Source organism: Sphingomonas sp. FG14 (genome assembly GCF_057809675.1).
This window is the reverse complement of the sequence record NZ_JBMDKK010000002.1, coordinates 611,919-625,651: the sequence shown is the minus strand read 5'-3', so window position 1 is coordinate 625,651 and position 13,733 is coordinate 611,919. Positions and strand designations below refer to the sequence as shown.

11 protein-coding genes are annotated in these 13,733 nt (G+C 63.8%); 3 read left to right on the top strand and 8 right to left on the bottom strand.

Features of this window, described 5'->3' with window-relative positions; all coding sequences use genetic code 11:
* The first annotated feature begins 72 nt into the window (after positions 1 to 72).
* Genes ACODTA_RS11095 through ACODTA_RS11085 form a run of 3 tightly spaced genes read left to right on the top strand, consistent with a single transcriptional unit; the run spans position 73 to position 3,137 of the window.
* Complete coding sequence (locus ACODTA_RS11095; RefSeq protein WP_489065966.1) at positions 73 to 531, top strand: MarR family winged helix-turn-helix transcriptional regulator; 459 nt, start codon at positions 73 to 75, stop codon at positions 529 to 531.
* Positions 524 to 1,609 (top strand): HlyD family secretion protein, encoded by a 1,086-nt coding sequence (locus ACODTA_RS11090; RefSeq protein ID WP_489065965.1) that lies wholly within the window; start codon positions 524 to 526, stop codon positions 1,607 to 1,609. The genes ACODTA_RS11095 and ACODTA_RS11090 overlap by 8 nt, the downstream gene beginning before the upstream one ends.
* Complete coding sequence (locus ACODTA_RS11085; protein WP_489065964.1) at positions 1,602 to 3,137, top strand: DHA2 family efflux MFS transporter permease subunit; 1,536 nt, start codon at positions 1,602 to 1,604, stop codon at positions 3,135 to 3,137. Before ACODTA_RS11090 ends, ACODTA_RS11085 begins: the two co-directional genes overlap by 8 nt.
* Before the next feature lie 25 nt (positions 3,138 to 3,162).
* Here the strand turns inward: ACODTA_RS11085 and ACODTA_RS11080 are convergent, their stop codons facing one another.
* The 8 genes from ACODTA_RS11080 to ACODTA_RS11045 form a co-directional block, all read right to left on the bottom strand.
* Positions 3,163 to 4,191 (bottom strand): aspartate-semialdehyde dehydrogenase, encoded by a 1,029-nt coding sequence (locus tag ACODTA_RS11080; protein ID WP_489065963.1) that lies wholly within the window; start codon positions 4,189 to 4,191, stop codon positions 3,163 to 3,165.
* Between the two features lie 85 nt (positions 4,192 to 4,276).
* Positions 4,277 to 5,275 carry a sensor domain-containing diguanylate cyclase gene (locus tag ACODTA_RS11075; RefSeq protein WP_489065962.1) on the bottom strand — a complete coding sequence of 333 codons (999 nt, stop codon included), beginning with the start codon at positions 5,273 to 5,275 and terminating at the stop codon, positions 4,277 to 4,279.
* A 93-nt stretch (positions 5,276 to 5,368) separates the two neighbouring features.
* Positions 5,369 to 7,594, bottom strand: coding sequence for a S9 family peptidase (locus tag ACODTA_RS11070; RefSeq protein ID WP_489065961.1), 2,226 nt, complete (start codon positions 7,592 to 7,594; stop codon positions 5,369 to 5,371).
* 82 nt (positions 7,595 to 7,676) lie between these two features.
* On the bottom strand, positions 7,677 to 8,060 hold the full coding sequence (gene rplS / locus ACODTA_RS11065) for a 50S ribosomal protein L19 (RefSeq protein WP_489065960.1): 384 nt from the start codon (positions 8,058 to 8,060) through the stop codon (positions 7,677 to 7,679).
* Between the two features lies 1 nt (position 8,061).
* Complete coding sequence (gene trmD, locus ACODTA_RS11060) at positions 8,062 to 8,802, bottom strand: tRNA (guanosine(37)-N1)-methyltransferase TrmD (protein WP_489065959.1); 741 nt, start codon at positions 8,800 to 8,802, stop codon at positions 8,062 to 8,064.
* The gene (locus ACODTA_RS11055; protein ID WP_489065958.1) at positions 8,802 to 10,325 is read right to left on the bottom strand and encodes a serine hydrolase domain-containing protein; all 1,524 of its coding nucleotides are present in this window, start codon (positions 10,323 to 10,325) and stop codon (positions 8,802 to 8,804) included. The genes trmD and ACODTA_RS11055 overlap by 1 nt, the downstream gene beginning before the upstream one ends.
* Positions 10,326 to 10,431: 106 nt before the next feature.
* Positions 10,432 to 12,033 (bottom strand): serine hydrolase, encoded by a 1,602-nt coding sequence (locus ACODTA_RS11050; protein WP_489065957.1) that lies wholly within the window; start codon positions 12,031 to 12,033, stop codon positions 10,432 to 10,434.
* 57 nt (positions 12,034 to 12,090) lie between these two features.
* Positions 12,091 to 13,725, bottom strand: coding sequence for a serine hydrolase domain-containing protein (locus ACODTA_RS11045; RefSeq protein WP_489065956.1), 1,635 nt, complete (start codon positions 13,723 to 13,725; stop codon positions 12,091 to 12,093).
* Between the last annotated feature and the right edge of the window lie 8 nt (positions 13,726 to 13,733).

Here is a 13,733-nt window from a genome sequence, read left to right as displayed (position 1 = left end):
GCAACTGGCCGAGCCTGAAACGCAATTCAACTGACCTTGTATATAATAAGCGTTGTTATTATATCGCCCGTCATGAGCGACCCCCTTGGCTTCCTCGTTTCCGACGTATCGCGCCTGCTGCGCCGCAGCTTCGACGAAAAGGCGCGTACGATCGGCGTCACTCGCCCCCAATGGCGCGTGCTGACCCTGCTCGCCCGCCGCGAGGGCATCAACCAGGGCGGCATCGCCGATCTGCTCGAAGTCGAGCCGATCACGCTCAGCCGCATGATCGACCGGCTGCAGGAAGCCGGGCTGGTCGAGCGTCGTGCCGATCCCAATGACCGCCGCGCCTGGCAATTGTTCCTGACCGACAAGGCCGCACCGATCATCGCCCAGCTCAGGGATTATGCCGAAGAACTCTTCGTCGATGCGCTCGACGGGTTCAGCGAGGCCGAGGAACAGCAGCTCAACGCTCTGCTGGCGCGTGTTCACCAGAATCTACAGAATCTGTCGCAGCGAAGCGACGAGTGCGGAGTGCGTGCCCATGGCTGATCTTGGCGAACCCGTCACCGTCGAGGATGCTAAGCCGATCACTCTCGACATGCCCGCCGCAGCCGAGAAGCCGCGCCGCAAATGGGGCCGACTGGCGCTGATGCTGTCGGTGCCGCTGCTGATCGCGGCGATCGGCGGCTATTTCTGGCTGACCGGCGGCCGCTACGTTTCCACGGACAATGCCTATGTCCAGCAGGACATGGTCTCGATCGGCCCCGACGTGACCGGACGGATCGTCGAGGTCCGCGTGAAGGAGAACCAGCGGGTCAAGGCGGGCGACATCTTGTTCGTCATCGATCCCGAGCCCTATCGCATCGCGCTGGCGCAGGCCGATGCCGCGCTCGCCACCGCGCGCGTCCAGGTCGCGACATTGTCGACCGATACCGGCGGCGCCGCCGCCGATATCGAAAGCGCCCGCGCCGACATCCAGCTCGCCCAGGCCACCTATGATCGCCAGAGCGCGCTGATGCAGCGCGGCTTCACCACCCGCGCCAGCCTGGATGCCGCCCGCCATGAAGTGGCAGCCGCCAAGGCCCGGCTCGCCAATGCGCAGGCCGATGCGGCGCGCGCGACCACGCAGCTCGGCAGCGGCACCACGGCGTCGGGTACGCCCGCAGCGATCCAGGCGGCGATGGCGCAACGGCAAAAGGCCGCGCTGGACCTGTCGCGCACCGTCGTCCGCGCACCCGCCGACGGCATCGTCAGCCAGACGAACCGCCTGCAGGTGGGCAATATCACGCCGGTCGGCTTTCCCGCGCTCAGCCTGGTGATGAGCCAGGATGCTTGGATCGAGGCGAACTACAAGGAAACCGATCTCGACCACATGACGGTGGGCCAGCCGGTCCGCATCAAGCTCGATGCCTATCCCGAACTCAAGATCGCCGGCCATGTCGCCAGCATCGGCGCGGGCACCGGATCCGAATTCTCGGTGTTGCCAGCACAGAACGCCAACGGCAACTGGGTGAAGGTCACACAGCGGGTGCCGGTGCGGATCGCCATCGACAATGCCCCGCCCCGCACGATGATCGCCGGGCTCAGCGCAGGCGTGACCGTCGATACCAAGGGCCACCGTGACTGACCCCGCGCCCGGCCAGGCGATGCTTGCCGTCAAGCATCGCGGGCTGCTGACCGTCGGCATCATGGGTGCCATGATCATGCAGATCCTGGACACGACCATCGCGAACGTCGCGCTGCCGCACATGCAGACCAGCCTGGGCGCGACGATGGACAGCGTCACCTGGGTGCTGACCAGCTATATCGTCGCCTCCGCGATCGCGATCCCGGCGACGGGTTGGCTCTCCGGTCGTTTCGGATCGCGCAACCTGTTCCTCGTCGCGGTCGCGAGCTTCATCGTCGCCTCCATGCTGTGCGGCATCGCCGTGAGCCTGGAGGAAATGGTGCTGTTCCGCGTCATGCAGGGCATCGCCGCGGCGTTCATCAACCCGCTGTCGCAGACCGCCATGCTCGATATCAATCCGCCCGAACGCCAGGCAAAGGCCATGGCAGTCTGGGGCATGGGTGTGATGATCGGGCCGATCATGGGCCCGGTGCTCGGCGGCTGGCTGACCGAGAATTACAATTGGCGCTGGGTGTTCTACGTCAACGTGCCCGTCGGCCTGCTGACGCTCGGCATCTTGTGGGCGTTGCTGCCTTCACGCCCGAAGCAGACGCGGTCTTTCGACATGATGGGTTTCGCGATGATCTCGATCGCGGTCGCCGCCTTCCAGTTGATGCTCGATCGCGGGCAGCAGGAGGATTGGTTCGCGAGTTGGGAGATCATCATCGAAGGCGGCATCGCACTGGCGGCGCTCTGGGTCGGCATCGTCCACCTCGCGACCGCGAAGGCGCCGCTGTTCGACCGGCATATCTTCCGCAACCGCAATCTGGTGATGGGCATGATCTTCATGCTGGTCATCGGCATGTCGACCATGGCGCCGATGGCCCTGCTCCCGTCGATGCTCCAGCAATTGTTCGGTTATCCAGTGATCGACACCGGCATGATGATGGCGCCCCGCGGGCTGGGCGTGCTGGTGACGATGTGGCTGGCGGGCCAGTTGATGGGGCGGGTCGATACGCGCCTGGTCGTCTCGGTGGGTTTCGTGATCTTCGGCGTATCGCTGTTCCAGATGTCGGGCTGGTCGCTTGAGATGGATTATTGGCCGGTGGTGACCTCCGGCTTCATCCAGGGGCTGGGCATGGGCCTGATCTTCATGCCGCTCAACTCGCTCGCCTTCGCGACGCTCAGCGCTCACTACCGGACCGACGGCGCCAGCCTGCTCAACCTGATGCGCAATATCGGCCAGTCGGCCGGTATCTCGATGGTGACCGTGTTCCTCGCCCGCAACAGCCAGATCAGCCATGCCGACCTGTCGCAACACGTGACCGCAGGGACCGTACCCTCGCTCGACCTGAGTGCGCTGGGCCGCTTCGGCGTGCTTTCGGACGGCGTGTTCGGCATGCTCAACGCCGAAGTGAACCGCCAGGCGGCGATGATCGCCTACCTCGACGATTTCCACCTGATGGCGATCATTTCCATCGCCGTGATTCCGATGGTGCTGTTGCTCCAGAAGCCAAAGGGCAAGCTGGAAGCCGTGATCGCGGAATAGGCCGGACCATCGCCGGCCTGCTCGCTCAGGCCGCCTTCTTCAGGTGACGACGGCCCAGCAATTCGGCTATCTGCACCGCATTGAGCGCGGCTCCCTTGCGCAGATTGTCAGAGACGCACCACAGCACCAGTCCGTTGTCGACCGTCGGATCCTCGCGGACACGGCTGACGAAGGTGGCATATTCGCCGACGCATTCGACGGGGGTGACGTACCCGCCGTCCTCGCGCTTGTCGACGAGCATCACGCCCGGTGCCTCGCGCAGGATCGACTGCGCCTTCTTGGCCGAAATCTCATCCTCGAACTCGATCGCGATCGCCTCGCTATGGCCGACAAAGACGGGCACGCGCACGCAGGTCGCCACTACCTTGATCTTGGGATCGAGGATCTTCTTGGTCTCGACCACCATCTTCCATTCTTCCTTGGTGAAGCCGTCATCCAGGAAGCTGTCGATATGGGGGATCACGTTAAAGGCGATCTGCTTGGTGAATTTCTTCGGTTCGGCCTGATCGCCCACGAAGATGTCGCGGCTCTGCTCGAACAGCTCGTCCATGCCCGCCTTGCCCGCGCCGGAAACCGACTGATAGGTGGAAACGACGACGCGCTTGATCTTCGCGGCATCGTGCAGCGGCTTGAGCGCCACCACCATTTGCGCGGTCGAGCAATTGGGGTTCGCGATGATGTTCTTCCGTCGATAACCATCGATCGCTTCGGGATTCACCTCGGGCACGATCAGCGGCACGTCGGGGTCCATGCGGTAGAGCGACGAATTGTCGATCACGGTGCAACCGGCGGCGGCCGCGATGGGCGCATATTTCTTGGTGGCTTCGGAACCGATGGCGAAGATCGCCATGTCCCAGCCCGTCCAGTCGAAATGCTCGATATTCTGGACCTTGAGCATCTTGCCGGTCTCGCCGAACTCGATCTGGTCGCCCTGGCTGCGTGCCGATGCGACGGCTGCGACCTCGTCGGCCGGGAATTCGCGTTCCGCCAGAATGTTCAGCACTTCGCGCCCGACATTGCCGGTCGCGCCGGCAACCACCACCCGGTAGCCCATTTCAACGCACTCCTCGTTGGAAGGCCTGCGCTCTAGAGCCTGATCGATCGCGGTGGAAGCGGTTTGTACGACCACCGGCCCCGGATCATGCCGCGATCGTTTCCGGAACCATCGCCGCGCGGCGAATGCAATTGCGGCCGGAGCGCTTGGCATCGTACAGCGCGGCATCGGCATGCGCGAGCCAGGTCTCGCTACTCTCGCGCTGAGCGGTCAACGCGGCGACGCCGAAGCTCGCGGTGATGCGGAAGGGCGGATCGTGATCGATCCGGATATCCGCGATCGCCGCGCGATAGCGCTCGGCGGCAATCAGTGCATCTTCCTCCGAGATTTCGGGCAGCAGCAGCGCGAACTCCTCGCCGCCCACCCTGCCGAACGCGTCGGCGGGGCGCTTCATCCCCGCGAAGCAATCGGCGACCGCACGGATCGCGAGATCGCCGACCGGATGGCCGTAGCTGTCGTTGATCGTCTTGAAATGATCGATATCGAGAAGGACGAGGGCCGCCGGACGCCCATGCCGGACATGAAGCGATATCGCCTTGTCGAGTTCCGCCACGAAGGCGCGCCGGGTGAGCGCACCGCTCAGATGATCACGCTCGGCAATGCGGCGTAGTTCGAGCTGGTCGACGACCAGCGCGGCAAGCCCCTTCAATATCTCGATATGCGCGGCGTCGAACTCGCGACGACAGGTGTCGATCGCGCAGAGCGAGCCGATATTATAGCCATCGGGCGTCTCCAGCGGCACGCCGGCATAGCTCAGGATATTGGGGTCGCCCACGACATGCGGATTGTCGCGGAACCTGGCATCGGTCGACGCATCGTTGACGACCAGCGGCTCGCGCGCTCGGATCGTATAGTCGCAAAAGGCGACGTCACGCGTCGTCTCGTTGCCGTCCATGCCCGGATGCGATTTCAACCATTGCCGGTCGCCGTCGATCAGCGACACAGCGGACATCGGCACGCCCAGCACGGTTCGCACAAGATTCGTGATCTTGTCGAACGGCGCCTCGGCCGGCGTATCGAGCACGTCATAACCCCTCAACGCGGCGACACGTGCGGGTTCATCAACCAGTTTTGCGTCAAACATGCTTCCAACTCGCCAAGCCTGTTTGCCACCATGCTCTTAACATGGAGTAACCCGCATCAGGATTTCGGCGAATCCTGCCTGGCGGGCGGCAGGTTATTCGGCGATGTGCCGCGCCAGAAATTTCTCGATCGTCCCGTACAGATGTTCGCTGATCCCCGGTCCGGCGACGCGGTGCCCCTGCCCGGGATAGACCATGGTTTCGAACGGGATCGCTTCCTGCTGGAGCTTCGCCATCAGCGCGGTGGAATTGTCGAACACGACATTGTCGTCGGACATGCCATGGATCAGCAGCAGTGGATCGCGGATCTTGCCGGCATCGGCGATCGCGTCGGAGATCTGATAAGGCTTCGGATCCTTGGCCGGGTTGCCGAGATAGCGCTCGGTGTAATGGGTGTCGTACAGTTCCCAGCGCGTGACCGGCGCCCCCGACACGCCCGCCGCAAAGACGCCCGGCGCCTTTTCGAGCAGCTTGAGGACCATGTAACCGCCATATGACCAGCCATTGACGACGATCCGCTTCGGATCGACGAAAGCTTGCGCCTTCAACCAGTCGACGCCCTTCAACTGATCGGCGACCTCCGTATTGCCCATATGATGATAGATATGGTCCTCGAACGCCTTGCCGCGATCGGGCGTGCCGCGATTGTCGATCGAAAAGACAATCCAGCCCTGCTGCACCCAATATTGCGGCAAGCCCCCTTCCCAGACATTCGAAACCTGCCGCCCGCCATTGGGGCCGCCATAGACCTGCAGGATCACGGGATAGCGCTTGCCGGGCTCAAGCTTTGGCGTGCGCAACTCGTAATGGAGCGTCGTGCCATCCTCCGCCTTCAGCGTGCCGTAGCTCGGCACCGCATGGGCAGCCATGTAGGGCGCATAGGGGTGATCGCCCGTCACCGCATTCTGTTCGATCCATTGCAGCCTCTTGCCGTTGCTGTCGGCGAGATAGGTCTGCGGGGGCTGGCCCTGGTTCGATCGCGTGACGATGAAGCGGCTCGCGGACCGATCCATCGCCGCGTCGTTGTCAAAGCCCGCTTCGGTCAGCTTCGACGGCTTCGCACCCGGTTTAGCATAGTCGAGCGCGTAGAGTTGCCATTCCGTCGGCGTGTCGGGATTGGCGGTGTAATAGAGGCGGCGTTTCCCCTGATCGACGCCCACCAGCTTCTGGACCACCCATGGCCCCTTGGTGAGTTGGGTCAGGCTACCCTTTTCCCAGCGATAGAGATGCTTGTAGCCGTCACGTTCCGACGCCCAGATCAGGCTGCCGTCGCGCAGCGCGCGGAAATCCTCGTGCAGGTTGAGCCAGGTCTTCGCCTCTTCTTCGATCACCGGCACGATCTTGCGCGTCGCGATATCGGCCTTGAGCAGATAAAGCTTGGTCTGCGCGCGATTCTGCCACTGGATGTAGAGCGACTTGCCGTCGGGCGCCCAATCGACGCGGGCCAGATAATAATCGGGGTCATCGTCCAGATCGAGCTTGACCGCATCCGACCCGTCGGCGCGCATCACATAAAGATCGACCTTCGCATTGGGTGTGCCCGCCTTGGGATAGCGCTGGTCATAGACCCTGGTGCCGTCGGCGCCGATCGCCGCGCGCGTGACCACTTCCACCGCGCTTTCATCGACGCGCGCCACCGCGACATGGCTTTCGTCGGGCGACCACCAATGGCCGCGCCGACGATCCATCTCCTCCTGCGCGACGAACTCGGCCACACCCCAGGAGAGCGTTCCGCCACCGTCCTTGGTGAGCTGGCGCTCGACGCCCGTCGCAAGATCATGGACGAAAAGGTTCTGATCGCGCACGAAAGATACGAAACCGCCCCTGGGGCTGACGGTACCGTCGAGTTCGCTGGTCGCGGTATCGGTCAGCCTGCGCGTGCCGCCATCGAGCCCGGCGAGATAGAGGTCGCCGTCGAGCGGCACGAGGATCGAGCGTGCATCCGGGCTCCAGTCGTAGCTGACGATGCCCTTGTAATCGGCGATGCGGGCGCGCTCGCGCTGCATCTTCTCCGCCTCGCTCAGCGCGGCGCCGCTGCCGAGCTTCGCGGAATCGATAAGCATCCGCTCGGCGCCCGTTACGGTATCGACCGCCCAGAGATCGTAGCGCTCCTTCTCGTCGGCGCGGTTACGCAGCGAAGTCAGCCATTTGCCGTCGGGCGACAGCCGCAGCGCGCGCGGCGCCGGGCCAGCCAGCGCGGGATTGCCGTAGATGCGCTTGAGCGTCAGCCGGGGCGACTGCGCCTGTCCCTCAGCCTGCGCGGCAACGGGCATCGTCACGGCAGTCGCCAGCATGGTCGACAACAGCAAGGCTCTGAGCATCCGGAACTCCGAAAAAGCAAACGGGCGCCGGCTTGCACCGACGCCCGTTCGATAACTGTCATTCGCAAGGCGCGAAAGCCGATCAGGCCTTCGAGGCATCCTGGCGAGGGTCGCGGCGCTCGGCGATACGCGCCGACTTGCCGGTGCGGCCACGCAGATAATAGAGCTTGGCACGGCGAACGGCGCCCTTGCGCACCACTTCGATCGAATCGATGTTGGGCGAATAGAGCGGGAAGACGCGCTCGACGCCCTCGCCGAACGAAATCTTGCGGACGGTGAACGACGAGCCCATGCCCTTGCTGGCGCGGGCGATGCAGACGCCCTCATAGCTCTGCACGCGGGTACGCTCGCCTTCGACGACCTTCACGCCGACCTTCAGCGTGTCGCCGGGGCGGAAATCGGGAATCGACTTGGCTTCGTTGAACTTTGCGATCTGCTCGGCTTCGAGCGTCTGGATGAGGTTCATCTCATCTGTCCTTCTTCTCTCGCTGCGCGCCAGAGGGCGACCCGACCCGAGCGCCACCGTGGCGCTCCCAAAGGTCCGGCCGCCTTAGCCGTGTATCGTTCTCCGCCTGGGCTTTACGCCAGGCGGCGATCTTCGCATGATCCCCCGATCGCAGCACTTCGGGGATCGTGCGCCCCTCCCATTCGACAGGTCGGGTATAATGCGGATATTCGAGCAGCCCCGTTTCGAAGCTCTCGTCATCTCCGCTTGAAGCGGCGCCCATTACGCCGGGAAGCAGCCGAATGCAAGCGTCGAGCAGCACGATCGCCGCGGTTTCCCCGCCCGAGAGGATATAGTCGCCGATCGAGATCGGCTCGATCGCGCGCGCTTCGAAAATGCGTTCGTCAAATCCCTCGAACCGGCCGCACAATACGGTGACGCCAGGACCGGCCGCGAGCGCGCGAACCCGATCCTGGGTCAGCGGACGACCCCGCGGCGTCATCGCCAGGATCGGTGCATCCGGCTGGCGCGCCGACGCATGATCGACCGCGGCCGCGAGCACATCCGGCTTCAGCACCATGCCCGCCCCGCCGCCAGCGGGCGTATCATCGACCGAACGGTGCTTGTCGGTCGCGAAATCGCGGATCTGGATCGTTTCGCACGACCATTTGCCCTCCGCGAGCGCCCGCCCGGCGATCGACATGCCGAGCGGCCCGGGGAACATCTCCGGATACAGCGTCAGGATCTGGCAGGCGAAACCCATTATTGCGGCACGCCCCGGTAGCGCAGCGCCTGGACGGTAAGCGGCGTGGTCGGCGCGAGCAGCAGCGTACCTTCCAGCTTGCCGCGCTCGCAATCGAGGCGGAAGGTCGCGGACATCGCACCGGTCGGCGTCAGCGGCTGGGCCGCCGGACACGCACCGACCTGCTTCTTGAGATCCGCAAACACCAGCTTCCAATTCTCGGCCGAGCGATCGAGCAGGAAATTCATCGCCAGCCTGCCCTTGAGCGGCGCGAGGTCCCCCGCCGCATAGGCCGCGCGCGACGCCTCGAACAGGCTCGCGAGCGCGGGCGCGGTCGGCGCCTCGCGCCGCTTGAGCAGTCCGGCCTTGAGCATGGTCACCGCCGAATCCCAGGCCGGTGCGGACGGGCCGGCATAGGTGCGGTTCGACAGCGCGAAGATACCCACGCCATATTCGGGCATCAGCATCACGTGCGATCCATAACCGGGATAGCCGCCGCCATGCGCCATGGTGAGGCCGAGGTCGCAGTCCTGCGCGACGCGCCAGCCCATGCCATAACCCGTTGCCTCCATGCAGGCATCGGCTCCGCTGGAACCGATGCGGCGCTGGACCGAGACGAAATTGAGGCCCTGCGCGATCTCACGCACCGTGGAGCGCTTGACCGGGCCATTATCGGCATCGTCGCGCGGCGGCCAGGCGGAGAGCAGGAACGCCACCCATTTGGCATAATCATTGGCACTCACCTGAAGCCCGCCCATCGCATTGAAGGCGCCGTCCTTCATCGTCGGCTCTTCCGACCAGGCATCATTCTCCCAGCGATAGCCGATCGCGCGACGCTCGAGGGGCGCTTCAGTCACCTCGAATCCGCTCGAATTCATGCCCAGCGGCTTCAGGATCGTGCGCTCGACATAGGTGCGATAGGGCATGCCCGACGCACTGGCGATGATCCGCCCGAGCAGCGCATAACCATAGTTGGAATATTCGTGTTGCATCTGCGGGGCGCGGCTGAAGGGCACACCCGCCTTGATCATCGCGGCGAATTCGTCGTGCGGCAGCACCTGCTGGCGATCCCCCCAGGGATCGTCGGTCACCAGCCCCCCGACATGATGCAGCAGGTCACGCACACGGATTCGCGGCGAATCCTTGGTGGGATAGGTCCAGCCGCGCATCTCGGGCACGTATTTCTCGGCCAGATCGTCAAGCGACAGCTTGCCGGCATCACGCAGAGACAGGATCGAAAGCGCGGTGAACGCCTTCGTCATAGACGCGATGCGAAACAGGCTGTCGGGTGTGACGCCGCGTTTCGCGGTCAACTCCTGAACGCCGATGCCTTTGACGTGGATCAGCCGGCCGTCACGGACGATGCCATAGACCATGCCCGGCACATGCGCCTCGGCCTGGAATTTCGCGAAGATCGCATCGACCTCCGGCACGATCCGCTCGATGTCCGGCGCCGAAGCGGGCTGAGTCACGGTCTGCGCCGATACGGGGCAAGCGATCGACAGCGCGGATACCGCCGCCAGAATAGTCAATCTCGAACCCATGCCGTCCTCCGCCCTTCAATCCCGGACGGAAGGCTCTAGGGCCAGATCGTTTGAGGTGGAAGCATTTCGCTCGGTGGCCGTCTGGAAATTACCGCATCGGAGATTCTCAGCCCTTCCGCTTCCGGAAGCTGAGATCGCGGAAGTCGAAGCTCGGATCGGTCGTCGGCGAGACCGCCCGCATCGTGAATCCTTCGACCTGACGTCCGAAATCCTGCGAGAAACGGACAAAGGCATCGGCGTTCAGGCTGCGATCGTTCCACTTCACGACAAACATATCGCCGCTGTAGGGATAAAGTCGCCCTTCAAGGCCCTTGGTGCGGCTGAAGCGCATCACCAGCCCGTCCTTGCCCAGGCTGACCGAGACATCGCCACGCCAGGCATCGGCATAGGTTCCCGCATAGGCCGAAAGCGGCAGCGCCGGCGCGGCCGCCTTGCCGCTCAGCACGGTTTCAACTTGCGCGGCGACCTTACGGACCTGATCGTCTTCCTGATCGGTCGCTTCTTTCAGCAATTTCACCCAGTCCTGGCCGTCACCGCCCAGGAAGGTCTCCACGATCTGGAGTGTGATCGCGATCTTGGTCGCCTGATGCTGCTGATTGGCGAGGACGACGACGCCGAAGCGGGATTCGGGGAGGAGCGCGACCATCGAGCTCATGCCGCCGACTTCGCCGTCATGATAGACCAGGGTCTGGCCCCGCATGTCGGCGACGCTCCAGCCGAGGCCGTAGGATTGAAAGCGCATGCCGGCCGCAGCCGCCAAACCTTCGCGATCGATCGGCAACAGGGTCTGCGGCGTCCACAGCTCCAGGCTCTGCGTCTTGCTGAGCAAGGGCTTTCCCGCCGCATCACCGCCATCCGCGAGCAGCATGTTCATCCATTTGGCCATGCCGGGAATATTGCACTGGATCGATCCCGCCGGCCCCGCCATTTCGAGATCATCGGGCGCGACCTTCCGCATCGCGCTGCCAACCATCGAATGGGGCGCCGCGGCATTGGTCACGCCTTGCAGCCGGCTGCGATTGACAGCGCATGGGGCCATGCCGAGCCGGCGGAGCAGCCGGGTTTCGACGAAATCCTCCCAGCTCTGCCCCGTGACCGCCGGAATGATCTGCCCGGCGACGATGTAGAGGAGATTGTCGTAGGCATAGCGCGAGCGGAAGCTGGACGACGGCTTCAGATATCGGAGCGTGCGGACGACGTCTTCGCGGGTGAAATCGGTCGCTGGCACGAACAGCAGATCCCCGGCATAGGACGGCAATCCACTACGATGCGTCAGCAGGTCGCGAATGGTGAACTCGCGCGTGACATAGGGATCGTACATTCTGAATTCAGGCAGGTGATCGATCACCTTGTCGTCCCAGCCGATCTTGCCTTCGTCGACCAGCAAAGCGAGGGCAGCGGCTGTGAACGCCTTGGTGTTCGAGCCAATGGCGAAGATCGTTTCCGGCGTGACCGGAGCCGGATTGCCGATATCGCCGACGCCATACCCCTTGGCGAAGACGAGTTCGCCATCCTTGACGATCCCGACCGATATGCCGGGCGTTCCGAACGTCCGCATCGCGGCGTCGACCAGAACGTCGACGCTTCTGGAATCGATGGATAAGGATTTCGGGGCAATAATATCCCGTGCCTGCGCGTGCGTCGGTGTGTGCCCGGCGGCGATCGAAGCGGCGGCCAGCGACCAGGCCAACATCCGGCGGCGTTTCATGTTCTTCTCCTGCGCACCACCGGCACGCTCAATGTCCTTGAAATTCGTGAACCGCACTCAGCGGCGCGCCGGACTCCGCATGAAGCGCAGATCCCAGACGCGCTCGTTTCCAACGGAGAGTTCGGAGATCGCACCATTGCCACTGCGGCGAAAGCGGACGAGCGTGTCCGCGATCGTGAAGGCGTCCCGATAAGCGGGCGAAAGCGGGAACGCTTCGTCGGGCCGTTCGCGCAACGCCATCGTCAACTGGCCATCGCGCAGCGCGACGATGTAGGTCGCGTCCGCTTCATCGCTGACATATTCGCCCGCGAAGTTTTGCAGCTCCTCTATCGTCGGGAGGAATCTGGCCACGCTTCGGTACTGCGAGATCGCTCCAAATTCATCCCGTAGTGCGAAGCTTTCCCGCCCTTCGAAGCGCAATGTCACGCCATCGGCCTGATATTCTGTTTCAGAGACCGGCTTCAGCTCGATCTGCCCGGATAGGGACAGCTTCCCCGCTTCGCTTTTCAGTGTCAGCGGCATGCCTGTCGCCTCCTCGACGAACAAACCATCGGGAACTGCCCCGACTACAGGCGACCGCGCGCTTGACGCCACGGACGACAGGATCGGGGGCAGGAACAGATCCGCGATTCCATGCGCCAGGCCGGTGGCGTCGATATCCGCGGCGTTGCACAGCAAGGCGATCGAAAGCCCGGTCTGCGGATACCGCCCTAGCCAGGCCGTATAACCGGCCGTCGCACCGGGATGCGCGACTTCGCGATATCCGCGATGATCGCTGACGATCAGCCCCCTGGCGTAATTGACCTCCTGACCCGAGCGAAGCACTGCACGGGTTTCGAGTCCCTTGGTGACAAAGGCACCGAGCCTGCCGTCGGCGAGCGCGGCATTCCACCGCAGCAGATCGCCAACCGTCGTCAGCAGCCCGCCATTGCCATAGGCATTCTCGAACGGCATGCGCTGGATATAGCCTTGGGACGACGGCACATAAGCGGTCGCGCGGTCCTTCACGATCCGCCTGAACTCGTCGCGCCACTGCGTGCGCGACATGCCGAGCGGCCCGAAGAACTCAACCCGGCTATAATCGTTGAGAGACTTGCCGCTCACCCGTTCGACGATCAGCGCCAACAGGTTGTAGCCGGTGTTGGTGTATGAATAGCGCGTGCCCGGCGCGAAATTGAGCGACTTCTGGCGCGCGGCGATCCGCAGGACGTCATCCATCGTGTAGATGCGCGTCGCACGCGGCCATCCGGCGATGATCTGCACCCCGCCCCAGTCGCGCAGGCCACTGGTGTGATTGAGCATGTGATCGATCGTGATGACCTGGCGATAGTCCGGCAGCTCCGGCAGGTATTTCCGGATATCGTCGGTCAGCGCGATCTTGCCGCGCTCCGCCGGGCGGAGCACGGCCGCCGCCGTGAACTGCTTGGACGACGATCCCGCCTCCAGCACCGTATCCGCATCGATCGCGACACCATGTTCGAGATCGGCGTCGCCATAGGCGCGTACCAAATCAGGCTGCCCCTTGCGGCCGATGCCGAGGGCGCAGCCCGGCGTACCCGTCTTCCAGGTCGCGAAGAGACGATCGATATCCTGCATCGGATCGGATGCCACGGCCGGAGAAATCGTCCAGCAGCTCGATAGCAGCAGCCCGGCGATCGCGAGAGTGCGTGAAACGCAGCGATAAGACTTCATTGTACGAT

Bases quoted from the DNA above. Each gene is read 5' to 3' on its own strand.
- ACODTA_RS11095 (WP_489065966.1), top strand. From the start codon at position 73: ATGAGCGACCCCCTTGGCTTCCTCGTTTCCGACGTATCGCGCCTGCTG.
- ACODTA_RS11090 (WP_489065965.1), top strand. From the start codon at position 524: ATGGCTGATCTTGGCGAACCCGTCACCGTCGAGGATGCTAAGCCGATC.
- ACODTA_RS11080 (WP_489065963.1), bottom strand. From the start codon at position 4,191: ATGGGCTACCGGGTGGTGGTTGCCGGCGCGACCGGCAATGTCGGGCGC.
- ACODTA_RS11075 (WP_489065962.1), bottom strand. From the start codon at position 5,275: ATGTTTGACGCAAAACTGGTTGATGAACCCGCACGTGTCGCCGCGTTG.
- ACODTA_RS11070 (WP_489065961.1), bottom strand. From the start codon at position 7,594: ATGCTCAGAGCCTTGCTGTTGTCGACCATGCTGGCGACTGCCGTGACG.
- rplS (WP_489065960.1), bottom strand. From the start codon at position 8,060: ATGAACCTCATCCAGACGCTCGAAGCCGAGCAGATCGCAAAGTTCAAC.
- trmD (WP_489065959.1), bottom strand. From the start codon at position 8,802: ATGGGTTTCGCCTGCCAGATCCTGACGCTGTATCCGGAGATGTTCCCC.
- ACODTA_RS11055 (WP_489065958.1), bottom strand. From the start codon at position 10,325: ATGGGTTCGAGATTGACTATTCTGGCGGCGGTATCCGCGCTGTCGATC.
- ACODTA_RS11050 (WP_489065957.1), bottom strand. From the start codon at position 12,033: ATGAAACGCCGCCGGATGTTGGCCTGGTCGCTGGCCGCCGCTTCGATC.
- ACODTA_RS11045 (WP_489065956.1), bottom strand. From the start codon at position 13,725: ATGAAGTCTTATCGCTGCGTTTCACGCACTCTCGCGATCGCCGGGCTG.